A 24,551-nucleotide genomic window follows, 5' to 3' on the forward strand; every position below is an offset into this window, starting at 1 on the left:
TCGTGGACCGGGTGTTGCGGGCGGTGGTGGTCGGGCCGTACCCGCTGGTGGCGGACCGCCACCCGACCAACACCCGGCTACTCCGGGTACCGCTCCCGCCGCCGCAGCCAACTGGCGTACAGCGGCGAGGTCATCAACCCGGGGCAGGTCTGGTTGTGGACTGTCGGGTGGTTTCACCGCCGCGCGTCCCGCGGCCCGTGCTGTCACCACGGCGGGGAAGCGGGTGAAGACGGTGAGTGACCCATGCCATACGGACAGAGTGCATCAGCGGCGTGCTTCATGCAAGTTGCACGTCGACTTTTGCCGATACGTGAGCGGCTCGCGCAAAGCGGCGCTTGAAGCCGTTCACGTCTGCCCTGCACACTGGGGGCCGGTTTCGCCCGTCGCGGCCGGCCGATGACCGGCACCACCCCACGCCGCGAACGATGCCCGCCGTACGACGGTCGTGCCCCTGGCGGGTGACGAGAGTGGCGCGCGGCGAGGCGGAGGTGGACCGGGTGGGACCTGTCGAGGTGACCCCGTGAGTGAGCGGCGCAGCCCCACCATCCGACGTCGTCGCCTCGGCGCCGAACTGCGCCGGCAGCGCGAGGCGGCCGGGATCACCATCGAGGTGGTCGCCGAGCAGTTGGAGTGCTCGGCGTCGAAGGTCTCGCGGATCGAGACCGGCCACACCACGGCGACCCCGCGCGACGTGCGGGACATGCTGCGGATCTACGGCGTGGTGGGCACCGAGAGCGACGAACTGGTGCAGATCGCCCGGGAGGCGCGGCAGAAGGGCTGGTGGCACCCCTACAGCACGGTGCTGGTCGGCGCGTACGTCGGGCTGGAGGCCGCGGCCAGCTCGATCCGGGCGTACGAACAGCAGGTGGTGCCCGGTCTCCTGGAGACCGAGGAGTACGCGAGCGCGATGATCCGGGCCGCCCGGCCCGACTTCACGCCCGATCAGGTACAGCAACGGGTGCGTGTCCGTTTGGGCCGTCAGTCGTTGTTGACGCAGGATGATCCGGTCGATCTGTGGGTGGTGCTCGATGAGGCGGTGGTGAGCCGTCCGGTGGGCGGGGACGAGGTCATGCGTGACCAGCTCAAACGGCTGGTCGAGGTGGCGGAACTGCCGAACGTGACGCTCCAGATCCTGCCTTTCGAGGTGGGGGCGCACGCCGGCATGGACGGCACCTTCACGATCCTCAGCTTCCCTGAGCCCGGTGATCCGGATGTCGTGTACGCGGAGAATGCCACGGGTGGGCTCTTCCTGGAGAAGAGTGACGAACTGCAGAAGTACAGCTTCATCTTCGATCACATCCGAGCGGCGGCCATTCGCCCTGAGGAGTCCATCGCACACATCGCGAAACTGGCAGAGGAGCCGTTGTGGAAATGGCGACCAAGGGGTTCCCCGCGGACCTGACGCAGGCGACATGGTTCAAGAGCTCGAAGAGCGGGCCGAACTGTGACAACTGCGTGGAGGTGGCGTACGTGACGGGGGCGGTCGGCGTGCGGGACTCGAAGGACAAGACGGGCCCGGCCCTGGTCTTCGCCCCGGGTGACTGGCACGCCTTTGTCGCCAGCACCAGGGGCGGTGCGTTCGACAGGGGCTAGACGGGACTGTGAAGTGACGGGATCCCCCGTCCGGCGGTAGGCCGGGCGGGGCATCACCGTGCCCGCGCGCCCCAGCCGGGTGCGAAGACGTCCCGCCGCCCCGTCGCCACATCGGGCCCGCGTCGTTGTACCCCTCGGTACGGCGCTGGTCGACAACCCGCCGCACGGATCGGCAACCGAGCGAGGCAGGCGAGACGGATGACGACGATCGGGTCAGACAACCTCACCAACGGTCCGGGCAAGCCGGAACGGTTCGGGGGCAAGTACCGGGGGGCACGCCGGGACACCGTCCTGACCGAGGTGGTGTCGACCGACACCGAGATCGGTGGCCGGGAGTCCCAGGCGGCCCCGCCGGAGCAGGCCGCCCCGCCGCTCTCCCTGCCCTCGCTGGACCCCAACCCGCTGACCGAGCCGTCGTTCCCGACAGGTGGCTGGTCGGTGGAGCCGGCCGAGTCGCTGGTCGACCACCCGCTGCTGCGCGGGCTGCTGATGGAGTTGCCGCCGAAGGGCAGTGTTCCGCCGCCCGGTTGGCTCGACCGCTGGTTCGAGGCGACCCGCGCGATCCTGGAACTGCTATACGTGCAGGGCCCCGGCCGCTCGCGGTGACGCCGGCCGCGCCGGCACGGCCCGCTCGACGAGCCGGCTGTGTCGCAGTGCGTGGCGTACGCCGATGGCGGCGACACCCAGCACGCCCACGGTGATGGCCGGACCGGCGACCCCGGGCCCGAACGGCAGGCCCGGGGTGCTCGCCGTGGCCACCGCCGGCAGGAGCGCCAGGCCGGTGACCTGCACGGGGAGCCCGATCAGCGGGTGCGCGGCGGAGGCCCGCAGGCCGTGCGGCGCCGGGGTCTCCGGCGCCGAGGAGAGCGCGCCCGCGCCCGCCCGCAGCCGGCGTACCCGGCGCACCGAGCAGAGCGCGACCACGAGCGCGGGGACGGCGGCGAGGGTGAGACCGGCGGCCGCCCGGTCCGCCGGGGTCGCGCCGGCGCTGGAGAGCCCCGCGACCAGCACGGCTGCCGTCAGCCCCAGGCCGGTCAGCGTCAGGGCGAGCACCCATCCGGTACGCCGGCGCAGGGCCCGGGCGTGGTCCAGCCGGGGCAGCCCGTCCGCGAGCCAGCCGGCGACGAGCCAGACGGCGGTCAGCGGCAGCAGCACGGTGAGGTGACTCTCCATGACGTTCAGCCTTGCCCGTTTTCGATGGTCGTGAATCCGGGCCGGTCCCCCGTTCGCCCCGTATCCGCCTCCCCTAGGGGCCATCTTCCCGGTGTTATAGACAAGTCGACATGTTTGAATTTTCGTTCACGTCGCCCTACCCTCGGCCTGATCGGCATTCATCGATTCACTCGTCACGAACAGTTGGACGGTCGGTGCCGGTCGGAGGGAGTAGAAGATGGGTCTTCCACGCAGGTCCCTACTCGTCGGGGTGGCCACCCTGGCCATGGTGGCCACCGCCACGCCAGCCATGGCCGCCGAACCGGTGGGCACGATCCGCGCCGCGGGTGGTGCCACCGCCGTGGCCGACAGCTACATCGTCGTCTTCAAGGACAGCTCGGTAGCCAGCAGCAGCGTCGGTGACACCGCGCAGCGGCTGGTCGGCCGGCACGGCGGCTCGGTCGCCCGCACCTACGGTGCCGCCCTGCGCGGCTTCGAGGTCCGGGTCGGGGCCAAGGCCGCCGCCCGCATCGCCGCGGACCCCGCCGTGGCGTACGTCGAGCAGAACCACACGGTCTCCATCACCGGCACCCAGACCAACCCGCCCTCCTGGGGCCTGGACCGGGTCGACCAGCGGGCCCTGCCGCTGAACAGCTCCTACACGTACCCGAACACGGCGAGCAACGTGCACGCCTACATCATCGACACCGGCATCCGGTTCAGCCACAGCGACTTCGGCGGCCGGGCAGTCACCGGCTTCGACGCCGTCGACGGCGGCTCGGCCGACGACTGCAACGGGCACGGCACGCACGTCGCCGGCACCGTCGGCGGCTCGGCGTACGGGGTCGCCAAGGGCGTCCAGCTGGTCGGCGTACGGGTGCTGAACTGCTCCGGCAGCGGCACGAACGCCGGCGTCATCGGCGGCGTCGACTGGGTCACCCAGAACGCCGTCAAGCCGGCCGTGGCCAACATGAGCCTCGGCGGCGGCGCGAACTCCTCGCTCGACACCGCCGTACGCAACTCCATCAACTCGGGTGTGAGCTACGGCCTGGCCGCCGGCAACGACTCCGGCGCCAACGCCTGCAACACCTCGCCCGCCCGGACCGCCGAGGGCATCACGGTCGGCTCGACGACCAACACGGACGCCCGGTCGTCGTTCTCCAACATCGGCACCTGCGTGGACATCTTCGCGCCAGGCTCGTCGATCACCTCGGCGTGGCACACCAACGACACCTCCACCAACACCATCAGCGGCACCTCGATGGCGACCCCGCACGTGGTCGGCGCCGCGGCCCTGGTGGCCAGCGCCAACCCGTCCTGGACGCCGCAGCAGGTCCGCGACTACCTGGTGAACAACGCCACCAACAACGCGGTGGGCAACCCGGGCACCGGCTCGCCCAACAAGCTGCTCTACGTCGTCAACGACGACACCCCGCCGACCAACGACTTCTCCGTCTCGGTCTCGCCGGCCTCCGGCTCGACCGCGCCGGGCGGCTCGGTGACGGCCACGGTCGGCACCGCCACGACCAACGGCTCCGCCCAGTCGGTGAGCCTGTCGGCCAGCGGGCTGCCGTCCGGGGCGACCGCCTCGTTCAGCCCGGCCACCGTCACCTCGGGTGGTTCCTCGACGCTGACCGTCAGCACCTCGGCGAGCACCCCGGCCGGCACCTACTCCGTGACCGTGACGGGCACCGCGGCCTCGGGGAGCAGGACGGCGACCTACTCGCTGACGGTGACCGGTACGGGCGGTGGCTGCTCCGGCAGCAACGGCACCGACGTGGCGATCCCGGACACGGGCGTCACGGTCAGCAGCTCGATCCCGATCTCGGGGTGCGCCCGTAACGCCTCGTCGGCCTCGACCGTCGCGGTGAACATCGTGCACACCTACCGCGGTGACGTCGTCATCGACCTGGTGGCCCCGGACGGTTCGTCCTACCGGCTGAAGAACAGCAGCTTCTTCGACGGCGCGGACAACATCAACGCCACCTACACGGTGAACCTGTCGAGCGAGGCGGCGAACGGCAACTGGCAGCTGCGGGTGCGGGACGTCTACTCCGGCGACACCGGCTACCTCAACACCTGGACCCTGACCCTCTGACCTGAGCGCAAGGAAGGGCCCCTTCTTATCGCATCACGCATAGGAAGGGGCCCTTTCTGACGCCAGAGGCGGTCAGACCGAGAAGCTGGCGGGACGCTCCGTGGCCGGGGCCGGCGGCTTCGCCTTCCACAGCCCCGTCTTCTGCCCGGCGAGCCGGGCCAGGTAGGCCGGGTTGAGGATCACGTAGCGCCGCCAGAGCCGCTTCGGTTCCAGGCCGAGGCGCCAGAACCACTCCAGGCCGGCCCGCTGCATCCACGGCGGGGGCTGACGCAGCAGCCCGGCGTGGTAGTCGAAGGCCGCCCCGACCGCCATCAGCGGCATGTCCAGCAGCGGTCGCATGGCGTACGCGAAGACCTCCTGGCGCGGGCAGCCCAGCCCGACCAGCACGAGCCGGGCCCCGCTGGACCTGATCCGGTCGGCGATCTCGGCGTCCTCGCCCGGCTGCACCGCCCGGAACTTGGACGGCTCCACCCCGGCGATCTTCAGCGCCGGAAACATCTGCTCCAGTGCCGGAATCAGCCTGGCCAGGGTCTCCTCGGTCGAACCGTAGAGGTAGACCGGCAGTCCCTCGTCGGCGAACCGGGAGAGCACGTGCAGGGTCAGGGTGGGGCCGTAGACCCGGTCGGTGAGGCCGGCCCCGTGCAGCAGGTTGAGCGCCCAGCGCACCGGCTGGCCGTCGGGGGTGACCACGTCGAAGGAGTTCAGCCGGGCGTTGTGCGCCGGGTCGAGCACCCCCGTCATCACGCCGTGCACGGCCAGCGCCGTCAGCGCCAGCGGGCGGCGCTCCTGGGCCGCCGCCACCACCTGGTCGGTCGCGCCGGCGTAGTCGGTGGCGTCGACCAGGACCCCGAGGATGTTCCGCTTGCCCCTGCCGGTCATGCTCCGGGCACCCACTTGTCCACGTTGGCCTCGTAGATCTCCCGCATGATCATGGGCACGTCGTAGATCTGCTTCCACTCGGGGTAGTCGGCCTGGAATGCCTCGTTCGAGCCGATCCACCACTTGTGGTCGCCGATCCGGTTGGCCTCGACGTACTCGGTGATCATCTCGTGGCCCGTGATCTGCTCGGCCAGCGCGAACGCCTCGCGGTTGGAGGTGTTCGAGTGCCGGCCCCCGCCGAGGTTGTAGACCGCCGCCGAGCGCGGGTTGCGGAAGAACGCCTCGAAGGCGGAGACCACGTCCGAGCTGTGGATGGCGTCGCGGACCTGCTTGCCCTGGTAGCCGAAGATCTTGTAGGTCCGGCGCTCCATGTTGGCGCGCATCACGTAACCGAGGAAGCCGTGCAGCTCCGTCGCGGAGTGCGCCGGGCCCGTCAGCGTCCCGCCCCGGAAGCAGGCCGTGCGCATGTCGAAGTAGCGGCCGTACTCCTGCACCATGACGTCGGCCGCCACCTTGGAGGCGCCGAAGATCGAGTGCAGGCAGGCGTCGATGGACATGTCCTCACGGATGCCCTGCTCGTACGGGTGCCCCGGCTCGATCTCCCAGCGGGTCTCCAGCTCGACCAGGGGCAGGCTGTTCGGCCGGTCGCCGTAGACCTTGTTGGTGGAGCAGTGGATGACCGGCGCCTCGGGGCAGTGTTCGCGCACGTTCTGCAGGACGTTGAGCGTGCCGGTGGCGTTCACGTCGAAGTCGGTGAACGGGTCGCGCACCGCCCAGTCGTGCGACGGCTGTGCGGCGGTGTGGATCACCACGGCGATGTCGGTGGCGTACCGCCTGAACAGGTTGGCCAGCGCGGCCCGGTCGCGGATGTCGATGCTGTGGTGCGAGTACGCGGACCCCAGCTCGTCGGTCAGCCGCCGGACGTTCCAGGCGGTGGAGGCCTCCTCGCCGAAGAACTCCTGCCGCATGTCGTTGTCGATGCCGACGACCTCGAGACCGAGGCCGGCGAAGTGCCGGACCGCCTCGGAGCCGATCAGACCGCCCGACCCGGTCACGAACGCGACACTCACACGCCACTCCTGGTCCATCGGAGGCAGAAACCATCGGAGCATAGCGTGACGTACGGCACGCCCCGATACGGCGCGAGGGCCCCGCAGTCGCTGCGGAGCCCTCGCTCATTGGTGGGGAAGGGGGGAGTTGAACCCCCACGCCCTTTCGGGCACACGGACCTGAACCGTGCGCGTCTGCCATTCCGCCACTTCCCCGTGGCCTGACCTCGAACACTGTAGTCTGTGCCGGTCCTGCTGCCTCCAGCAGGCCTCGGACATCCTACCCGGTCCGTGATCGTTGCGACGATCGGTTACCGTCCGAGGAGCGGTTCGCGTTCGTGGCGGACGAAAGACTAGCACGGCAGTATCGGCCCGTCCGAGCGGGTCGCCGTCAGACGGCCGAGCGGCGTGTGAGCTGCGCGCGCGCCGGCCGGATACCATCATGTCCTCGGGACCCGAGGAGGAGCCGGTGAGCGTGCTGCAACGCTTCGAGAAGCGTCTGGAAGGCCTGGTCGAGGGGGCCTTCGCCAAGGTCTTCAAAGGGGTTGTCCACCCCGTGGAGATCCTCAACGCCATGCAGCGGGAGGCCGAGGCGCACAAGGCGATCCTGGCCGGTGGGCGCACGTTGGTGCCCAACCGCTACGTGATCGATCTCTCGCCCTACGACCACAGTCGTCTGGCGCCGTACGCTGCCGCGCTGGCCCAGGAGCTGGCCCAGTCGCAGGCGGAGTTCATCGGCGAGCAGGCCTGGACGGTCTACGGCGACGTGATCGTCGAGATCGAACGCGGTGAGGGTCTGGACACCGGCATGTTCCGGGTCACCGCCGAGGTCTACACCGGTGGCGAGGTCGCCCCGGTCTCGGCGCCCGGCTACGACGCGGGCCCGCCCGCCTACCCGGCGTACGACCAGGGTGGTGGCTACGGTCCTCCCCCCGGCCACGGCGGTGGCCGCAACGTGCGGCTGGTCTCCGGCGACGGGCGCACCTACCCCCTCCAGATGGGTTCGACCGTGATCGGCCGCGGCGACCAGGCCAACCTGCGCCTGCCCGACGTCGGCATCTCGCGGCGACACGCCCGGCTGGACTTCGACGGTGGTCAGGTCGTGCTGACCGACCTCGGGTCGACCAACGGCACCATGGTCAACGGCCAGCGGGTCTCCGCCGTCGCGCTCAACCCCGGCGACATGATCCAGCTCGGCACCACGACGCTGACCTTCCGCGTGGACGGCTGACCCGCCTTGCCGGAACTCGTCATCACCGTCGCCCGGTTCGGGTTCCTGATCCTGCTGTGGATCTTCGTGTTCACGGTGGTCGGCGTGATCCGCCGGGACCTCTTCGCGGGCGCCCGATCGGGCCGGCTGGTCGCCGCTCCCCGGGCGGTCGGCGCCTCGCTCGGGCAGGCGGCGAAACCGGCGAAGGCGAAGCGGGGCAGGGCAGCGCACCAGCTCGTGGTGACCGCCGGTCAATTGGCGGGGACCCGGATCACCCTCGGCGAAGCGCAGATCACCATCGGCCGCGCCGAGGATTCGACCCTCGTCATAACCGACGACTACGCCTCGGCGCGGCACGCCCGACTCGTGCCGCGCGACGGCCAGTGGTTCGTCGAGGACCTCGGCTCGACTAACGGCACATACCTGGAGCGCGATAAGGTCACCGGACCAACCCCCGTCCCCCTCGGCGTGCCGATCCGGATCGGCCGCACTTCTCTCGAATTACGGCCATGACTCTGACCCTGCGCTATGCGGCCCACAGTGACCGCGGTCTGATCCGAGACGGTAATCAGGATTCCGTCTACGCCGGACCGCGGCTTCTCGCCGTCGCCGACGGCATGGGCGGCATGGCCGCCGGTGACGTCGCCAGCAACATCGTCATCGGTGCCATGGCGCCGCTCGACGAGGACGTCCCGGGTGACGCCCTCGTCGACGCGTTGCGTTCGGCCGTGGGCACCGCCAACCAGCAGCTCCGCGACACGGTGGACGCCAATCCCCAGCTGGAGGGGATGGGCACGACGCTCACCGCGACCCTCTTCTCCGGCAGCAAGCTGGGCATGGTCCACATCGGCGACTCGCGGGCCTATCTTCTGCGTAACGGCGAGTTCGCGCAGATCACCAAGGACGACACGTACGTCCAGATGCTCGTCGACGAGGGCCGGATCAGCGCCGAGGAGGCGAGCAGCCACCCGCAGCGGTCGCTGCTCACCCGGGCGCTCGACGGCCGCGACATCGACCCGGAATACAGCGTCCGCCAGGTGCTCGCCGGGGACCGCTACCTGATCTGTAGCGACGGCCTCTCGGGTGTGGTCAGCGCCGACACCATCGGCGAGACCATGCGGGAGTACACCGACCCGCAGCAGTGCGTGGAGCGGCTGGTGCAGCTCGCCCTGCGCGGCGGCGGCCCGGACAACATCACGGTGATCATCGCCGACGCCACCGACCAGGACATCGTCGAGGCGAGCCCGATCGTCGGCGGTGCCGCGGCCCGGGACCGGGGCATGGCGACCTCCGCCGACGTGTCCACGCCGGCCGCCCGTGCGTCCGCCCTCTCGCAGCCCCGGCCGCCCGCCCCCGAGGAGCCGTCGACCGGTGCCGACGACGAGCCGGAGCGCCCGAAACGTCGGCCGGTGCGGGCCGCCGCGATCTCGCTGGCGCTGCTGGTCCTCGTCGGCGGTGCCGTCTTCGGCGGTTGGAGCTACACCCAGCGGCAGTACTACGTCGGAGCCACCGAGGACGGCCAGGTCGCCGTGTTCCGGGGCATACAGGGCGAGATCGCCGGCATGGACCTGTCGACCGTGCACTCCACCAGCCCGGCGGAGTTGGACGACCTCACGCTTGCCGCCCAGGAGCAGGTCAAGCAGGGCATCCCGGCCAAGAGCGAGCCCGACGCCGAGCGCCGGCTGGCCGAGCTGACCAGCGACGACCCGACGAACCCGAACCTGAAGCCCGTCTGCCCGCCGAGCCCGAGCCCGAGCGCCGTGGCCGCCACCACCGCCCCGACGCCTGCCCCCGGCCCGACGTCGCCTGCCCCGACCGTCAGCGCGAGCGCGCCGGTCAGCGGCCGGTCGAGCACGCCGGCCGCGCCGACCACCACGCCCGACGCCACGCCCTCCGACACCGAAGCGCCGGCGCTCGATCCCGCCGTGTGCCGGTCGCCGGAGTAGGCGCGGCTCGATCCGAGGACGTTTCGTGACCGCAGCGGCCTTTCCGGCACCCTCGCCCGCCATCGCGGGCGAGCAACCCGGCGTACGCCTGGCCCGGTCCCGGCGCAACGCCGAACTGTCGCTGCTGCTGGTCGCCATGGTTCTGGTGGCCGCGTACGGGGCGATGGTCGAGGCGAAGGTGCTCGACACGGTCACGGCGGACTTCTGGATGCCGGCCGCCGCGCTCACCGCCGTCTTCCTCGGCCTGCACCTGGTGATCCGGTTCCTGGCACCCTTCGCCGACCCGGCACTGCTGCCGGCGGTGGCGCTGCTCAACGGGCTCGGCGTGGGCTTCCTGCGCCGCCTCGACCTGGGCAACGCCGCCCCCGCCGAGCGGGAGGAACTGGCCATCTTCGCCGGCACGGGTGGCCGGCAGCTCGCCTGGACGCTCGTCTCGGTCATCCTCGCCGCCGGCCTGCTCGCCCTCATGCGGGACCACCGCTCGGTGTCCCGCTACGCGTACACGCTGGGGCTCGCCGGCATCGTGCTGGTGATGATCCCGGCGGTGCTGCCCAGCCGATTCTCCGAGATCAACGGCGCGAAGCTGTGGATCCGGATCGGTGGCTTCTCCATCCAGCCCGGCGAGTTCGCCAAGCTGGCCCTGCTGGTCTTCTTCGCCTACTACCTGGTGCGCAAGCGTGAGGTGCTGTCGCTGGCGAGCCGCCGGTTCCTGGGCATCGACTTCCCGCGTGGGCGCGACCTCGGCCCGGTGGTCGGGGTCTGGCTGATCAGCGTCCTGGTCCTCGTCTTCGAGAAGGACCTCGGCACCTCGCTGCTCTACTTCGGCATGTTCGTGGTGACGCTCTACATCGCCACCGAGCGGGTCAGTTGGCTGCTCATCGGTCTGGTGCTCTTCTTCGGCGGCGTCTACCTGGCGTACGTGCTCGGCGATCTCGTCGGCGGGCCGTTCGCCAACTTCTACCTGCGGGCGCAGATCTGGCTGGATCCGTTCGCCGACCCCTACAACGACGGCTACCAGCTCGTGCAGGGGCTGCTCGCGCTCGGCACCGGCGGCCTGTTCGGCGCGGGGCCGGGCGGCGGGCAGCCGGGCCTGCTGCCGGAGGTGCAGAACGACTTCATCTTCGCCGGCATCGGCGAGGAGATCGGGCTCTTCGGCCTGTCCGCGCTGCTCGTGGTCTACCTGCTGATCGTCGAGCGGGGGTTGCGGGCGGCGCTGGCGGTCCGGGACTCGTTCGGCAAGCTGCTGGCCGGCGGCCTGGCCTTCACTCTCGGGCTCCAGGTCTTCGTGATCGTCGGCGGGATCAGCAAGCTCATCCCGCTGACCGGTCAGACCACCCCATTCCTCTCCGCCGGCGGTTCCTCGCTGATGGCCAACTGGCTGCTCATCGCGGTCCTGCTCCGGATCTCCGACGGCGCCCGCCGGCCCGTCGCCGGCGGGGGCGGCAAGGCGGCCCGACCGTCCGGCGGCCCGCCGGAGCAGCTGCACGGTGCCCCCACGGAGGTGATCAGGCCGTGAACGCACCCCTGCGCCGTGTCGGTATCGTCGTCATGGTCCTTTTCGGGCTGCTCTTCGCGAACCTGAACTGGATCCAGGCCTACAAGGCCGACGAATACCGCACCAGCGACTACAACGGCCGGGTCCAGGTCGCCGAGTACGAGCGCCGACGCGGCAACATCGAGGCCGGCGGCACCGCCTTCGCGCTCAGCAAGGAGACCGGAGGTGAGCTGAAGTTCCAGCGCAGCTACCCCGGCGGGGCGAAGTACGCGCACGTGCTCGGCTACAAGCCGGTCAACCTGGCCGAGACCGGCATCGAGAAGTTCGAGAACGACTTCCTGGCCGGCACCAGCGACCAGTTGATCGCCAACCGGGTCAAGGACATGTTCACTGGCGACCGGACCGGCGGCGGCAACGTGCTGCTCACACTCTCCAAGCGGGCCCAGGACGTCGCGTACGAGCAGTTGCGGAACAACCGCGTCGATGCGGCGAAGGGCGCTGCGATCGCCGTGGACCCGCGTACCGGGGCGGTGCAGGCGCTGGTGTCGATGCCCAGCTTCGACCCGAACCCGCTGGTCAGCCACAGCACCAACGAGGCCACCGCCGCGTACAACAAGCTGGAGCAGGACCCGGCGGGCCCACTGAAGAACCGGGCCCTCGGCGAGGTGCTTCCCCCGGGCTCCACCTTCAAGATCGTGGTGGCCGCCGCGGCGCTGGAGAACGGCATCGGCCAGGAGACCAGGATCCCGGCCGGATCGAGCTGGACCCCGCCGACGTCGGGCACCCCGATCCGCAACGCGGCGCCGTCGATCTGTCCGCAGGACGAGGTCACCCTGAAGACGGCCGTCACACACTCGTGCAACACCGGCTTCGCGAAGCTAGGTGTCCAGCTCGGCGCGGACAAGATCAAGGAGAAGGCCCGGCAGTTCGGTTTCGAGCAGGAGGACCTCACCGTCGGCCACCTCAACGAGGGCGGCTACCCGGTGGCGGCGAGCCGGACCGGCAGCATGGAGAACGCCGACGGCGGTGCCGACCCGGCCGCGCTGGCCCAGTCGTCCATCGGGCAGCGCGACGTGCGGATGACCCCGCTCCAGGGCGCGATGATCGTCGCGGCGGTCGCCAACGGCGGCAGCCAGATGCGGCCGTACCTGGTCCGCCAGCTGCTCGCCCCGGACCGCACCACCAGCCACTACACCGCCAAGCCCAAGGAGCTGCGGCAGCCGGTCAGCGGCCAGGTCGCCGACGACCTGCGGGACATGATGGTGAGCGTGGTCGAGAACGGCTCCGGCAGGAACGCGCAGCTCAAGGGCTACACGGTCGGCGGCAAGACCGGCACCGCGCAGTCCGCGCCGGACCGGCCCGACCACGGCTGGTTCATCGGCTTCGCCCTGGACAAGAACGGCAACCCGGTCTCCGCGGTCTGCGTGATGCTGGAGCAGGCCGGTCCGGGCGGCAGCGCCGAGGCGGCCCGGATCGCCGGGCAGATCATGCGCGCCGCCATCGCCGACCCGGGAGGCCGCTGACATGCTCAGCCCCGGGGTGCAGCTCGGCAACCGCTACCGCCTCGACGAGCGGATCGCCAGCGGCGGCATGGGCGACGTCTGGCGCGGCACCGACCAGGTGCTCGGCCGGACGGTGGCCGTCAAGAGCCTGCTCCCCGCGCTGCTCGACGACCCCGACTTCGCCGAGCGGTTCCGCGGCGAGGCCCGCACGATGGCAACGATCAACCATCCCGGTGTGGTCGACGTCTACGACTACGGCAACGACCAGCAGATCGCCTTCCTGGTCATGGAGTACGTCGAGGGCGACGCCCTGTCGGCCACCCTGGCCCGGGTCGGCCGGCTCACTCCGGCCCGCACGATGGCGCTCGTCGCCCAGGCCGCCGACGCGCTGCACGCGGCACACGTGAAGGGCATCGTGCACCGGGACGTGAAGCCCGGCAACCTGCTGGTCCGCCCCAACGGCACCCTGGTGCTCACCGATTTCGGCATTGCCCGCTCGGAGCTGGTGGCCCAGCTGACGGCGGCCGGTTCGGTGCTCGGCACCGCCTCGTACATCTCGCCGGAGCAGGCCACCGGCGGAGTCGCCACGCCCGCGTCCGACGTCTACGCGCTCGGCGTGGTGGCCTACCAGTGCCTCGCCGGCCGACGCCCGTTCGAGGGCGAGAATCCCCTCGAGATCGCCATGCGGCACGTCCGGGAGACCCCCCGGCCGCTGCCCGGCGACATCCCGCCGCAGGTCCGGACGGTGGTCGAACGGGCCCTGGCGAAGGACCCGGGTGCCCGCTGGCCGAGCGCCGCCGCGCTGGCCGGAGTGGCCCGCCAGCTGAAGTCCCAGCTCTCCCAGCAGGCCCGGGCCACCGGCCAGCCCATTTCCGCCGCCCCGGCGTCGCCGGCCGCCCCGCCCGGCCGCGCCCAGGTGCCGCCGCCGCGCCCACCGGTGTCGCCGCACCGGCCGCCGATTCCCACCGCGCAGCCGCCGCGCCCGCCGATGACGGCCCACCGCCCGCCCGTGGCGGCCCCCCGCCCGGCCGCCGCGCCGTACCGTCCCACCTCGGTCCCGCCGGCCGCGCCGGTCCAGCGTCCGCAGATGGCACCGCCCGGCTACCCCCATGGCGCGACGCCCGTGCCGCAGGCCCGACCGATGCCGTACGCGGGACACGCCGTCCCGCCCGTACACCAGCCGGGCGGGCAGCGGTCCCGGCCCGGGATGGTGTTCCTCGCCATCCTCGCGGCCGTGCTGGTCCTCGTCTGCTCCGGCGTGATTTCCTACAACCTGCGGCAGAACACCGCGGCCACCCTGCCGACGGTGACGTCCGGCGCGCTGCGGCCCGACGGACGCGACGATCCGGCCGGGACGTCGTACCGTCGACAGGAACCGCCCCGGTCCGGCGGCGACGAGACGACGAGCGAAGGACGAGAGACGCGATGACAGCGCAGGCCCGCCTGCTCGGTGGCAGGTACCAGGTCGGCGAGCTGCTCGGCTACGGCGGCATGGCCGAGGTGCACCGCGGTCGCGATCTCCGGCTCGGTCGGGACGTCGCGATCAAGATGCTCCGGACCGACCTCGCCCGGGACGCCACCTTCCAGATGCGGTTCCGCCGGGAGGCGCAGAACGCCGCGTCCCTCAACCACCCGGCGATCGTCGCCGTCTACGACACCGGCGAGGAGACCGCGCCGACCGGCGAGACCCTGCCGTTCATCGTCATGGAGTTCGTCAACGGGCGGACCCTCAAGGAGGTGCTGGGCGTCGAGGGGCGGCTCCAGCCGCGTCGGGCGCTGGAGATCTGCGCCGACATGTGCGCGGCCCTGGAGTTCAGCCACCGGCACGGGATCATCCACCGCGACATCAAGCCCGGCAACGTGATGCTCACCCAGACCGGCCAGGTCAAGGTGATGGACTTCGGCATCGCGCGGGCGCTCGCCAGCGGCGCCACCACGATGACCCAGACCAGCGCGGTCATCGGTACGGCGCAGTACCTCTCACCCGAGCAGGCGCGCGGCGAGGCGGTCGACGCCCGTTCCGACGTCTACGCCGCCGGCTGCGTGCTCTTCGAACTGGTCTGCGGGCATCCGCCGTTCGTCGGCGACAGCCCGGTCAGCGTGGCCTACCAGCACGTGCGGGAGACCCCGCCGACCCCGAGCGACATCAACCCCGACGTCAACCCCGCGGTCGACGCGATCGTGCTCAAGGCGCTGTCGAAGAACCCGCTCAACCGCTACCAGAGCGCCGGCGAGATGCGGGCCGACCTGCTCCGCGCCGCCGCCGGCCGCCCGGTGATGGCCACCCCGGTGCTGCCGCAGGAGGAGACGGCGCAGCTCGCCCCGGCCGCCGGCGGGTACGGGGGTGCCCCCGGTGCCCCGCAGACCCGGCAGATGCCGGCCCGGGTGGGCGACCCGCGCCGACGGAAGGCGTCGTCCTGGCTGATCGCGCTGTTCGCCGCGGTGGGCGTCCTCGCGGTGATCGCCCTTGCCGCCGCCCTGCTGAGCCAGCGCGGCGACGACCGGGTCACGGTGCCCACGGTGACCGGCCTGACCCAGCAGGAGGCGTTCGCCCGGATCGAGCAGGCCAGCCTGGTGCCCAAGGCGGGCGATCCGGTCTTCGGCACCTGCACGAAGGGCCAGGTGGTCAACCAGACCCCGGCCGCCAACTCCCCGCTGGAGCCCAACCGCGAGGTGACCGTCCAGGTCTGCGGCGGCGTGGAGACGAAGGCCATCCCATCCGGTCTCGAAGGCTCGACCTTCGAGAACGTGGAGGGGCGGCTGAAGAGCGAGGGCTTCAAGGTCAAGGAGGAGAGGAAGGACAGCCCCGAGAAGGAGGGCATCGTCCTGAGCGTGTCTCCGGCGCAGGGCTCGCGGGTGGCCGTCGGCACCGAGGTCGTCGTGACCGTCTCCAGGGGCAACGTCGGCCGGGTGCCGAACGTGGTCAACTCGTCCGAGGACGAGGCCAAGGAGGAGTTGAAGGAGGCGGGCTACCGGGTCAGCGTCAAGGAGGGTCAGGAGGTGCCGCCGGAGGAGGCCGGCCGGGTCACCGAGCAGACCCCGCGGGCGGGTAGCAACCTGGCGAAGGGCAAGACCGTGACGATCGTGGTCACCGTGCCGCAGGCCGAACCGACGCCCACCGACTCGGCGACCCCGACGCCCACCACGACAGCCACCCCTGGTGACGGCGGTGGCGGTGGCGGAGGGTTCCCGTTGCCGACCACCCCGCCGATCCGGCTTCCCGAGCGCTGACGCCGCTTGTGGGCGCGGTGACCGGCGCTGCCGGCCGGGCGAGCCGGTGGCGGCGCCGACTGATCCGCGTGGCGGCTCTGGGCGGGGCCGTGCTGCTCGTCGCCAGCCTCCCCTGGCTGTGGACGACGACTGCCGCTCGAGGTCACCTGTACGACGAGGCCGACGCCCCGGCTGCCGACGTCGTGATCGTCCTGGGCACGGCGGTGGCGGCGGACCGCCGTCAACCGGGGGACCGCCTCGCCGGCCGCCTGGAGACCGCCGCCGCCCTGGTCGACAGTGGGCGGGCCCGGGTGGTCCTCGTGTCGGGCGACGGGGGCGGGACGTCCGGTGACGAGACGACCGCGATGACCGCCCACCTGACCGAGCGGCTCGGCGTCGATCCGCGGCGCGTCGTGGCCGACCCGTTCGGCCTGGACACCTACGACACCTGCGCCCGGGCGCGCGACGTGTACGGCGTCGAGCGCGCCCTGATCGTGACCCAGTCCTACCACCTGTCGCGCGCGGTGACGCTGTGCCGGCACCTCGGCCTCGACGTCGAGGGAGTGGCTGCCCGCTGTTCCGGCTGCGGGAACGCCCTGCTCTTCGGGAAGGCGGTCCGGGACTACTTCGCCAGCGGCAAGGCGGCCTGGGACGCGGCCCGCGGCCGCCCGCCCGCAGTCCGCTCGCCCGCGAACCCGGCGCTCCAGGACGCGCTCAAGAGCTGACTCAGGGCCGGGGCGGTCAGGCTCAGCCGGTGGAACCTCGCATCAGCCTCAGCCTCAGCCCAGACGGGGCGGGAACGAATTCGCATTCGCCTGCCACCTCACCAACGGCGGATGGGCACCTGAACGAGCGCGATCAGCCGATCCCGTGCTTGACGGTCGAGACGAAGCGCGACCAGGCCCTTCGGTCGAAGGTGAGGGTGGGGCCGTCCGGGTCCTTGCTGTCCCGTAGCCCGATCTTGCCGCGCGGGTCGTCCGCCACCTCGACGCAGTTGCCGGACCCGTTGCTGCGGGTGCTCTTCCGCCAGGTCACACGGGCCGTGCTGACCTCTTCCACCCGCGCCGTCCTCTCATAGCTCGTCAATCGCCCCCTGGATCAGGGCGCGCGACTCCCGAGCGCTGGCGGCCGTCGCGACCAGGTGCTCGAAGACCCGGCTGTACTCCCTGACCTGATGGCCTTCGAGGTAGAGGCTACCCGCGCGGGTCTCGACGTAGACGACCCCCGGATCGGCCGGCTCGGGAAAGGCCAGCAGGCTGAAGGCGCTGCCCATCGATCCGTACTCGCCAGCGGCGAAGGTCAGGATCTGGATGGTGTTGCCGGGCCGCTCGGCCTCCTCGGCTGCGCCGTTGGCAGTCGGAGCAGGCCCGCGCCCGCAACGACGGCGAGTGCTCACGGCGACCGAGATGGCGGTGAGTCTGTTCGCTGAGCCGATCCTGGAGCAGGGGCAGGGTCTTTGGTGATGTCCTGGGACTCAGGCGGTGGCGAAGGCGGCTCGGCGGCGCGCGTCCACCTCGGCGGCCAGCTCCGGGGCCCGTTCCAGCGCCTCCGGATGGCCGCAGGAGGCGAGCCAGTTCGCCAGCATCAGGTGACCGCCCTCGGTCAGCACCGACTCCGGGTGGAACTGGACGCCCTCGATCGGCAGCGTCCGGTGCCGCATCGCCATCACCACCCCGGAATCCGTCCAGCCGGTTACCTCAAGCTCCTCCGGCAGCGTCTCGGGCAGCACGGCGAGCGAGTGGTAGCGGGTGGCGGTGAACGGGTCCGGCAGGCCGGCGAGCACTCCGACGTCGCGGTGGTGGACCTCGGAGGTCTTGCCGTGCAGCAACTCCGGGGCGCGGGTCACGGTGGCGCCGAAGGCCTCGCCGATCGCCTGGTGCCCCAGGCAGACGCCGAAGATCGGCAGTTCGCCGGCGTACGCACGGATGACGTCGAGGCAGATGCCGGCGCGGTCGGGGCTGCCGGGGCCGGGCGACAGCAGGACGCCGGCCGCACCGGCCCTGCCCACCTCGGCGACCTCGATCTCGTCGTTGCGCCGGACCTCGCAGTCCACGCCGAGCTGGCCAAGATACTGCACCAGATTGAAGACGAACGAGTCGTAGTTGTCGATCACCAGGACACGCATCAGGGGCTCACTCGTCCGGGGAGGCAGGTGGGGTGTTGTTCTGGTCGGTGTCGTACGGCAGGTCGTGCTCGTCGCCGGTCGGGGCGCCGTCGCCGTCCCCGCCGCCCGGCACCACGTCACCGGCGGGGTCGCCGGAGTCCTGGGTGACCTGCACATCGTCGAAGGGCAGCAGGGGCTCGGCCCACGGGAAGACCACGTACCAGAGCAGGGCCACCATCGCGCTGGCGATCAGCAGGCTGCCGACGAGCTTGCCGGGCAGCCCGAAGGGAAGCTTGCGCCAGATCCAGCCGTACACCGCTAGGCCCCCAGCTCCGCCGGGCGACCCGCCGACTTCGGCTGGCTGCGCGCCAGTTCGGCGTGGATGATCAGCCGCTCGTAGTTGTCGAACTTCGGGTTGCACGTGGTCAGGGTGAGCATCGCCGTGGTCGGCTTCTGCCCGGGCTTGCCCGGTACGGGTGCCACCACCTCGACCTGGTTGGGCTTGACGATCCGGCTCTGGCTCACCTTGTAGACGTGCCAGTCGGTCTTGCCCTCCACCACGATGGCGTCACCGTCGTTCAACTCGTCGAGCCGCCAGAAGGTGGCCCGGTTGCGGTGCCCGGCGACGGAGAAGTTGCCCACCTGGCCCGGCATGGCACTTGAGGGGTAGTGGCCTGGCGCGTACCGGATGTCCTTCTGGGTGACGCCCTCGACGACGACCCAGTTCTTGTCGAGCTTGGGGATGTAGAGCCCGGCTAGGGGTTTGCCCTGTGGCGGCGGCTTCGGCTTGGTGGCTGCGCTCGCGCTCGCCGACGGCGCCACCGTCGGGTCGCCCTCGGGGCCCCACGCCTGCGCCAACTGCTGGCTGAGGTCGGTCTGGTGGGCGTCGACGATTGCCGACTTGCCCCAGACCTCGTAGCTGGCGAAGAGCAGCACCACCAGGCCGAAGGTGATCAGCACCTCGCCGCTGATCCGGATGCCCGTGCGCAGCCGGGAGCCCAGCGTCGGCCGGGTGAGCTCCGAGTAGACGCTCTTGTAGCCCTCGCCGGTCTGCTCCGGGCGGAGCTGGACGACCCGCTCGCCCCGGCGCGGTCGAGGCTGCCCGACGGCAGCGGCGGAACTCTCCGGCTCGTCCGTTTTCGGAGGGCGCGGTACCGCGCCCATCAGGGCGGTCGACTCGACGAGGGCGGCCGGGCCGGCCGGCGTGCGGCCGGAGGCGGCCGGGATCAGGGCGGTGGCCCCGGGGTCGGCGTCGCGGCCCGGGCCGGCCGGGGAGACCGGGGCCGACGGCCCGGTGGCCGACGCGCCCACCTTGGGGATGAATGCGGTCGGCGCGTCGGTGGACGGCCGGCCGGCCTGCGCGGCGGCGTGGTCGATCGGCGGCCGGCGGGAGTGCTCGCCACGGGGGTCGGCGGCATGGTCGATCGGCGCGCGGCGGAAGTGTTCGCCACCAGGACCGGCGGCCCGGGGATCCGGCTGTCGGGTCGCGCCGGCCGGCGGAGCGGCGTGTGGAGGGGTCGCCGGCCGGATCGGTCCGGCACCCGACCACGGTGGCGGCGCGCCGGCGCCAGGCCCTGGGGCCCCCGGACCTCGGCGATCGGGACCGACTGATCTCGGATGGCCGGGGCCGGGCTGGCGGAATTCGGCGGAGTCGGGGCGGTGGTCGTGGTCCGTGCGGCCCGGACGGCGGGAGTCGCCGGGGCCGGGCCAGTCGAGGCCGGCGGGGTCGGGGCGCCCGAAGTTGGCGGGGCCGGGACGGCCGAAGTCCGTGGAACCCGGGCGGCCGGGCTCGGTGGGCCGGGCGGGGTTGGTGGCGTAGCGGTTCTCGGCGTTCGGCGGGAACCGGCCGGGGTTCGCGGGACGGCCCGGCTCCGCCGGCGGGCGGGCGGGGTCGGGCGTGGCGCGCGACCGCCCGGCGGGAGGGCCGGCAGGTGCGCGACGGTCGACGGCGGCCGGGTCGGGCCCGTAGGACGGGCGGGGGGCCGGAGAGCGGGGCGGGAGCGTGGGCTCCGGCCAGGCTCCCGTTTGAGCGGGGTGGGTCGGGGCGGGCCGGTCGACCTTGGGCAGGAAGGCGGTCGGCTCGTCACCCTGGTCGCGGTGACGGGCGTCGCGGTCCTCGGGCCAGTCGTCCGGCACCCGGCTCACCGGGGCACCGTCGCCGAGCGCAGCGTGGTTGAATCCTCGAACGCCGGCACGGTCACCGAGGAGACGGTCTCCTTGTAACCGAGCTTGTAGTCGTCGACCAGGTCCCTGAACAACCGGACTCCCTGAGAGTCGGCGAGGGACCGCTGCAGCGCAGCGGGGTCGCCGATTGCTACGATCTTGAATGGCGGGGAGTACACCCGGCCGTGCAGCAGCAGGGTGTTACCCACGCAGCGTACCGCGCTGGTCGACAGCACGCGGACGTTCATGATGGACATGGCCTCGGCACCACCCGCCCAGAGGGCGTTCACCACCGCCTGCACGTCCCCCTGGTGGACGACCAGGTCGTCGTTGGTGGCCCCGGCGGGCAGGGCGCCGTCGTTGCGCCGGGGCGCGTCGTCGAGTTCCACCGTCACCCCGGGCCCCGCGAGCGCGGTGAAGCCGGCGTCGTCCCGGCTGCCTGCGGCACGATCCTGCTGTTCCTTGATCGGGCCGTCGGAGTGGGCCAGCGCCGTGGTCCGGCCCTCGACCTCGCCGCGTAGGTCGGCCGCCCGTTGCTCGCTGGCCGCCACCTCGGCGCGACGATCCTCGATCAACTGGTTGAGCTGGGGGCGGCGGTCCTCGCGCAGGGCGGTGCCGCCGGCGGTGGTGGCCGTGGTGGTGAAGAGCAGCCCCGCCGCGGCGGCGATCAGTGGAACCCCGATCGACCAGCCCGGTCGGCGCTGCCGCGGTCGCCGAGGCAGGAGTCCGGCGACCGCCCGCCGGAGCACCTTCTGCCAGGAGGCCGCGCCGGATGTGTACTCCACCGAGCGTTCCTTCCCCGTCGTCTGGTTCAGCCCGCGGAGGCGCGGACCGCTGCGGCGACCCGAACAGTCCCGCCTTTTTCGGTCACTCCGTGCACCGGCCTCGCCCCATTCGTGGATTGGACGGGCCTTCGGGACTACGCTAGCTGTCGAACATTATTGGCCATGGACCGTCGCCCCCGCGCCCGGTTGTCAGGCCGGACGAGGTCGTAACCCCTCTGGAGAGCGTCGTGCCCAAGTCTCAGGTTCGCAAGAAGAAGGTGTACACCCCACCGACGGACGTCCGTCCGACGGCGACGGCGGCGACGCGCAAGCCTAGCCCGATCTGGCTGCCGATCTCGGCGGTCGCCCTCATCGTCTTCGGTATCGGGTGGCTGGTGGTCTACTACCTCTCCGAGCAGGAGTATCCGGTCATGTCGTGGGGTTACTGGAACCTCGCGGTGGGCTTCGGGGCCATGGTCGCCTCCCTGATCCTGCTCTCCCGCTGGCGCTGAACGCCGCGACCCCGCCGCCGGCCCGGCGGCGGGGTCACTGAGCACGACCGGCCCCGCCAGTCGGCGGCATCGCGCCCTCCCGAGGCCCGGTGCCGTGGCAATCTATGTCACTCATCGAGCCCCAGCCCTGTGTTTCCGGCGGTTGCGCCCTATGGTGTGCGCAGGGCGGCGTGGCCGGAGTGCGAGATGATTCACGTTACTGCTGGGTAACGTTGCGCGTAGGCTGCACTGCATGACCGAGCGGAGCAAGGTCATCGACTGGTCCGGTCGAGGGTGCGGCAGCGACGGCTGACCGATCGCACCCTGACCGGCCCCGGTCGCCGAGCCGCTCGACAGGCAGCAGACCGGGAGGCCAACTCGATGGGCAGCGTCCAGATCGTCACCACGATCCTCGCGTTCGCCATCACCGCCGTGGCGGTGTGGCTTGCGGCACGCGCGGTCATGAAGATGGTGGCCGTCATCAGGCTGGGTCAGCCGGACCCGACCCGCTTCGGTGACAAGGGCACCCGCACGAAGACCATGCTGGCCGAGACCGCCGGCCACACCCGCATGCTCCGCTGGAGCGTGGTGGGCGCGGCGCACTGGTTCGTGATGGTCGGCTTCATCGTGCTGTCGCTGCTGGTGCTGGAGGCGTACTTCGAGGTCGTGTCCCCGACCGGCGGGCTGCCGCTCGTCGGCAGTTGGGCGCTCTACGGGCTCGTCACCGAGTGGCTGGCCATCCTCGGCATCGTCAGCATCCTGGTGCTGATCGCGATCCGGCTCCGCAACCGGCCCACCCGGCCGGGCGGGAAGTCCCGGTTCACCGGCTCGACCATGTGGCAGGGCTACTTCGTCGAGGGCATCATCCTCGCCGTACTGATCATGGGCTTCGTCATCCGGGGCTTCAAGGTCGCCACCGACCACTTCGAGTACCCGGTCTGGGCCGCCCCGCTCAGCCACGCCGTCGGCGGCCTGCTGCCGAACTGGGAGGCCGGCGTCAGCGTCGCCGCGCTCATCAAGATCGCCATCTCGATGACCTGGCTGATCGTGATCGCCCTGAACGTCACCATGGGCGTCGCCTGGCACCGCTTCCTGGCCTTCTTCAACATCTTCTTCAAGCGCGACCCGGGCGCCGACGTCTCCGGCCTCGGCGCGCTGCGCCCCATGACCAGTCAGGGCGAGCCGCTGGACTTCGAGGAGGCCGACCCCGAGAAGGACCAGTTCGGGGTCGCCCAGGTCGAGCAGTTCACCTGGAAGGGCCTGCTGGACTTCAGCACCTGCACCGAGTGCGGTCGCTGCCAGTCGCAGTGCCCGGCCTGGAACACCGGCAAGCCGCTGTCGCCGAAGCTGCTGGTGCTGAGCCTGCGTGACCACGCGTACGCGAAGGCGCCGTACCTGCTGGCCGGCGGCGGCAAGGACCTGACCGGCGAGGAGAAGGCCACCGCCGCCCAGCTCGCCCACGTCGACGTGCTGGCTCTGGCCGAGGGCGAGAAGCCGCTGATCGGCACCGCCGAGGAAGGCGGCGTCATCGACCCGGACGTGCTCTGGTCCTGCACCACCTGCGGTGCCTGCGTGGAGCAGTGCCCCGTCGACATCGAGCACGTCGACCACATCGTCGACATGCGCCGCTACCAGGTGCTCATCGAGTCGAGCTTCCCGTCCGAGGCCGGCGTGATGCTGCGAAACCTGGAGAACAAGGGCAACCCGTGGGGCGCGCCGCAGAACACCCGCGAGGACTGGACCAAGGGTCTGGACTTCGAGGTGCCGCGGGTCGGCGAGGTCGACGACTTCGAGTACCTCTTCTGGGTCGGCTGTGCCGGCGCGTTCGAGGACCGGGCCAAGAAGACCACCCGGGCGGTCGCCACACTGCTCAACGAGGCCGGCGTGAAGTTCGCGATCCTCGGCGAGGGCGAGACCTGCTCCGGCGACCCGGCCCGCCGGATCGGCAACGAGTTCGTCTTCCAGATGCTCGCCCAGCAGAACGTCGAGACCCTCAACGAGGCGTTCGAGGGCCGGGAGAAGAGCAAGCGGAAGATCGTCGCCACCTGCCCGCACTGCTTCAACACCCTCGGCAACGAGTACGGCCAGCTCGGCGGCGAATTCGAGGTGGTCCACCACACCCAGCTCCTGGCCCACCTGGTCGCCACCGGCAAGCTCACCCCGGTGCAGCCGGTCGACGGTGGCGTCACCTACCACGACCCCTGCTACCTGGGCCGGCACAACCGGGTCTTCGCCCCGCCGCGCGAGGTGCTCGGCAGCGCCATCGCCGGCGAGGCCGGGAAGGGCGACGGCGGCCTCATCGAGATGCCGCGCAACAGCGAGCGCTCCTTCTGCTGTGGCGCCGGCGGCGCCCGGATGTGGATGGAGGAGAAGATCGGCAAGCGGATCAACGTGGACCGGGTCGAGGAGGCCATGTCCACCGGGGCCAGGACGGTCGCCGTCGGCTGCCCGTTCTGCTCGACGATGCTCAACGACGGGGTGAACGGCAAGGAGGCCGGGGATCAGGTCGAGGTCGTCGACGTGGCCAGCGTGCTGCTTCGCTCGGTCAAGCCCGAGCAGGCGCCGGGCGACACCGAGCGGGCACCGGTAGCCGGCTGACGCGTACCCCCTGAGTCACCCGACGGCGGTGGCACCCTCCCGGGTGCTGCCGCCGTCGCGCTTCCCGTGCCGGCGGACGTCGTGCTGGTCAGCGACGGCCGCCGCCCGTTCAACCTGGGAACGCGCGACGACGCATCGACCGCGATCGTGGACGGGCGGGCCGACACCCTTGGTACGCGGGCGGTTGCGCAGGCGTGATGTGGACGTTGGTCACCTTGATTCCACTGCCGGCCTTCCCTAATGTTGGGCACCGGCCGCTGTGGGTCGTCTGTCTCGCCCCTCTTCCCTCGCGCGAGG

General features: G+C 71.4%; 22 protein-coding genes, 1 tRNA gene and 1 pseudogene. 14 read left to right on the top strand and 10 right to left on the bottom strand.

Translation table 11 applies throughout. The features are described from left to right. Positions 1–520: 520 nt before the first annotated feature. From AB0D32_RS05035 to AB0D32_RS05045, 3 genes are all read left to right on the top strand, one after another. A complete protein-coding gene (locus AB0D32_RS05035) occupies positions 521–1,402 on the top strand; it encodes a helix-turn-helix transcriptional regulator (protein ID WP_357085068.1) in 882 nt (293 codons plus the stop codon). Beyond that, positions 1,372–1,593, top strand: a complete 222-nt coding sequence (locus AB0D32_RS05040) for a DUF397 domain-containing protein (RefSeq protein WP_357085070.1) — start codon at positions 1,372–1,374, stop codon at positions 1,591–1,593. The genes AB0D32_RS05035 and AB0D32_RS05040 overlap by 31 nt, the downstream gene beginning before the upstream one ends. A 198-nt stretch (positions 1,594–1,791) precedes the next feature. Then, on the top strand, positions 1,792–2,199 hold the full coding sequence (locus tag AB0D32_RS05045; RefSeq protein ID WP_357085072.1) for a hypothetical protein: 408 nt from the start codon (positions 1,792–1,794) through the stop codon (positions 2,197–2,199). Here AB0D32_RS05045 and AB0D32_RS05050 read toward each other — a convergent pair. Beyond that, entirely contained in the window at positions 2,167–2,766 is a 600-nt protein-coding gene (locus AB0D32_RS05050; protein WP_357085074.1) for a hypothetical protein, read from the bottom strand. The two genes, AB0D32_RS05045 and AB0D32_RS05050, sit on opposite strands and share 33 nt — an antisense overlap. A gap of 217 nt (positions 2,767–2,983) precedes the next feature. Here AB0D32_RS05050 and AB0D32_RS05055 point away from each other — a divergent pair, with 217 nt between their 5' ends. Next, a complete protein-coding gene (locus tag AB0D32_RS05055; RefSeq protein WP_357085076.1) occupies positions 2,984–4,843 on the top strand; it encodes a S8 family serine peptidase in 1,860 nt (619 codons plus the stop codon). A gap of 72 nt (positions 4,844–4,915) precedes the next feature. Here AB0D32_RS05055 and AB0D32_RS05060 read toward each other — a convergent pair whose 3' ends face one another. The 3 genes from AB0D32_RS05060 to AB0D32_RS05070 all read right to left on the bottom strand — a co-directional run bounded on the left by AB0D32_RS05060 (position 4,916) and on the right by AB0D32_RS05070 (position 6,987). Continuing rightward, entirely contained in the window at positions 4,916–5,722 is an 807-nt protein-coding gene (locus AB0D32_RS05060) for a WecB/TagA/CpsF family glycosyltransferase (protein WP_357085078.1), read from the bottom strand. Then, positions 5,719–6,834 (bottom strand): NAD-dependent epimerase/dehydratase family protein, encoded by a 1,116-nt coding sequence (locus AB0D32_RS05065; RefSeq protein WP_357085080.1) that lies wholly within the window; start codon positions 6,832–6,834, stop codon positions 5,719–5,721. The genes AB0D32_RS05060 and AB0D32_RS05065 overlap by 4 nt, the downstream gene beginning before the upstream one ends. Before the next feature lie 67 nt (positions 6,835–6,901). Beyond that, positions 6,902–6,987 (bottom strand) — tRNA-Leu (locus AB0D32_RS05070). 226 nt (positions 6,988–7,213) lie between these two features. Between AB0D32_RS05070 and AB0D32_RS05075 the strand changes: the two genes are divergently transcribed. From AB0D32_RS05075 to AB0D32_RS05110, 8 genes are all read left to right on the top strand, one after another. Next, positions 7,214–8,002, top strand: coding sequence for a DUF3662 and FHA domain-containing protein (locus AB0D32_RS05075; protein ID WP_088996759.1), 789 nt, complete (start codon positions 7,214–7,216; stop codon positions 8,000–8,002). A gap of 6 nt (positions 8,003–8,008) precedes the next feature. Beyond that, positions 8,009–8,494 (top strand): FHA domain-containing protein, encoded by a 486-nt coding sequence (locus tag AB0D32_RS05080; protein ID WP_357085082.1) that lies wholly within the window; start codon positions 8,009–8,011, stop codon positions 8,492–8,494. Then, on the top strand, positions 8,491–9,927 hold the full coding sequence (locus AB0D32_RS05085; RefSeq protein ID WP_357085084.1) for a protein phosphatase 2C domain-containing protein: 1,437 nt from the start codon (positions 8,491–8,493) through the stop codon (positions 9,925–9,927). Before AB0D32_RS05080 ends, AB0D32_RS05085 begins: the two co-directional genes overlap by 4 nt. Before the next feature lie 136 nt (positions 9,928–10,063). Continuing rightward, positions 10,064–11,443, top strand: coding sequence for an FtsW/RodA/SpoVE family cell cycle protein (locus tag AB0D32_RS05090; RefSeq protein WP_357085671.1), 1,380 nt, complete (start codon positions 10,064–10,066; stop codon positions 11,441–11,443). Continuing rightward, a complete protein-coding gene (locus AB0D32_RS05095; protein WP_357085087.1) occupies positions 11,440–12,945 on the top strand; it encodes a penicillin-binding transpeptidase domain-containing protein in 1,506 nt (501 codons plus the stop codon). The genes AB0D32_RS05090 and AB0D32_RS05095 overlap by 4 nt, the downstream gene beginning before the upstream one ends. A 1-nt stretch (position 12,946) precedes the next feature. Next, complete coding sequence (locus tag AB0D32_RS05100; protein WP_357085089.1) at positions 12,947–14,353, top strand: serine/threonine-protein kinase; 1,407 nt, start codon at positions 12,947–12,949, stop codon at positions 14,351–14,353. Next, positions 14,350–16,155 (top strand): Stk1 family PASTA domain-containing Ser/Thr kinase, encoded by a 1,806-nt coding sequence (pknB, locus tag AB0D32_RS05105; protein ID WP_357085091.1) that lies wholly within the window; start codon positions 14,350–14,352, stop codon positions 16,153–16,155. The genes AB0D32_RS05100 and pknB overlap by 4 nt, the downstream gene beginning before the upstream one ends. A gap of 68 nt (positions 16,156–16,223) precedes the next feature. Next, the gene (locus AB0D32_RS05110; RefSeq protein ID WP_357085093.1) at positions 16,224–16,859 is read left to right on the top strand and encodes an ElyC/SanA/YdcF family protein; all 636 of its coding nucleotides are present in this window, start codon (positions 16,224–16,226) and stop codon (positions 16,857–16,859) included. Between the two features lie 133 nt (positions 16,860–16,992). On the opposite strand, the gene AB0D32_RS05115 is transcribed toward AB0D32_RS05110, so the two are convergent. The 6 genes and pseudogenes from AB0D32_RS05115 to AB0D32_RS05140 form a co-directional block, all read right to left on the bottom strand. Continuing rightward, the gene (locus AB0D32_RS05115; RefSeq protein ID WP_357085095.1) at positions 16,993–17,193 is read right to left on the bottom strand and encodes a DUF397 domain-containing protein; all 201 of its coding nucleotides are present in this window, start codon (positions 17,191–17,193) and stop codon (positions 16,993–16,995) included. 13 nt (positions 17,194–17,206) lie between these two features. Beyond that, positions 17,207–17,473: pseudogene (locus tag AB0D32_RS05120) on the bottom strand (Scr1 family TA system antitoxin-like transcriptional regulator); the annotation flags it as partial. A gap of 135 nt (positions 17,474–17,608) precedes the next feature. Then, on the bottom strand, positions 17,609–18,259 hold the full coding sequence (locus tag AB0D32_RS05125; protein WP_357085097.1) for an aminodeoxychorismate/anthranilate synthase component II: 651 nt from the start codon (positions 18,257–18,259) through the stop codon (positions 17,609–17,611). A 7-nt stretch (positions 18,260–18,266) separates the two neighbouring features. Further along, positions 18,267–18,554 (bottom strand): hypothetical protein, encoded by a 288-nt coding sequence (locus tag AB0D32_RS05130; protein ID WP_357085099.1) that lies wholly within the window; start codon positions 18,552–18,554, stop codon positions 18,267–18,269. 2 nt (positions 18,555–18,556) lie between these two features. After that, a complete protein-coding gene (locus AB0D32_RS05135) occupies positions 18,557–20,383 on the bottom strand; it encodes a class E sortase (protein WP_357085101.1) in 1,827 nt (608 codons plus the stop codon). Beyond that, a complete protein-coding gene (locus AB0D32_RS05140) occupies positions 20,380–21,186 on the bottom strand; it encodes a DUF881 domain-containing protein (RefSeq protein WP_357085103.1) in 807 nt (268 codons plus the stop codon). Before AB0D32_RS05140 ends, AB0D32_RS05135 begins: the two co-directional genes overlap by 4 nt. Before the next feature lie 227 nt (positions 21,187–21,413). On the opposite strand from AB0D32_RS05140, the gene AB0D32_RS05145 reads away from it, so the two are divergent. Both AB0D32_RS05145 and AB0D32_RS05150 read left to right on the top strand, forming a co-directional pair. Continuing rightward, positions 21,414–21,677 (top strand): cell division protein CrgA, encoded by a 264-nt coding sequence (locus AB0D32_RS05145; protein ID WP_357085105.1) that lies wholly within the window; start codon positions 21,414–21,416, stop codon positions 21,675–21,677. 360 nt (positions 21,678–22,037) lie between these two features. Further along, complete coding sequence (locus AB0D32_RS05150; protein WP_357085107.1) at positions 22,038–24,254, top strand: (Fe-S)-binding protein; 2,217 nt, start codon at positions 22,038–22,040, stop codon at positions 24,252–24,254. Positions 24,255–24,551 lie beyond the last annotated feature (297 nt).

It is taken from the genome of Micromonospora sp. NPDC048170 (genome assembly GCF_040652795.1).
Taxonomy (GTDB): Bacteria; Actinomycetota; Actinomycetes; order Mycobacteriales; family Micromonosporaceae; genus Micromonospora.

What these genes read in the sequence shown, in the direction of transcription:
- AB0D32_RS05150 (WP_357085107.1), top strand. Translation starts at nt 22,038, where the DNA reads ATGGGCAGCGTCCAGATCGTCACCACGATCCTCGCGTTCGCCATCACC.
- pknB (WP_357085091.1), top strand. Translation starts at nt 14,350, where the DNA reads ATGACAGCGCAGGCCCGCCTGCTCGGTGGCAGGTACCAGGTCGGCGAG.
- AB0D32_RS05045 (WP_357085072.1), top strand. Translation starts at nt 1,792, where the DNA reads ATGACGACGATCGGGTCAGACAACCTCACCAACGGTCCGGGCAAGCCG.
- AB0D32_RS05060 (WP_357085078.1), bottom strand. Translation starts at nt 5,722, where the DNA reads ATGACCGGCAGGGGCAAGCGGAACATCCTCGGGGTCCTGGTCGACGCC.
- AB0D32_RS05090 (WP_357085671.1), top strand. Translation starts at nt 10,064, where the DNA reads ATGGTTCTGGTGGCCGCGTACGGGGCGATGGTCGAGGCGAAGGTGCTC.
- AB0D32_RS05085 (WP_357085084.1), top strand. Translation starts at nt 8,491, where the DNA reads ATGACTCTGACCCTGCGCTATGCGGCCCACAGTGACCGCGGTCTGATC.
- AB0D32_RS05125 (WP_357085097.1), bottom strand. Translation starts at nt 18,259, where the DNA reads ATGCGTGTCCTGGTGATCGACAACTACGACTCGTTCGTCTTCAATCTG.
- AB0D32_RS05050 (WP_357085074.1), bottom strand. Translation starts at nt 2,766, where the DNA reads ATGGAGAGTCACCTCACCGTGCTGCTGCCGCTGACCGCCGTCTGGCTC.
- AB0D32_RS05065 (WP_357085080.1), bottom strand. Translation starts at nt 6,834, where the DNA reads ATGCTCCGATGGTTTCTGCCTCCGATGGACCAGGAGTGGCGTGTGAGT.
- AB0D32_RS05075 (WP_088996759.1), top strand. Translation starts at nt 7,214, where the DNA reads ATGTCCTCGGGACCCGAGGAGGAGCCGGTGAGCGTGCTGCAACGCTTC.
- AB0D32_RS05100 (WP_357085089.1), top strand. Translation starts at nt 12,947, where the DNA reads ATGCTCAGCCCCGGGGTGCAGCTCGGCAACCGCTACCGCCTCGACGAG.
- AB0D32_RS05040 (WP_357085070.1), top strand. Translation starts at nt 1,372, where the DNA reads ATGGCGACCAAGGGGTTCCCCGCGGACCTGACGCAGGCGACATGGTTC.
- AB0D32_RS05055 (WP_357085076.1), top strand. Translation starts at nt 2,984, where the DNA reads ATGGGTCTTCCACGCAGGTCCCTACTCGTCGGGGTGGCCACCCTGGCC.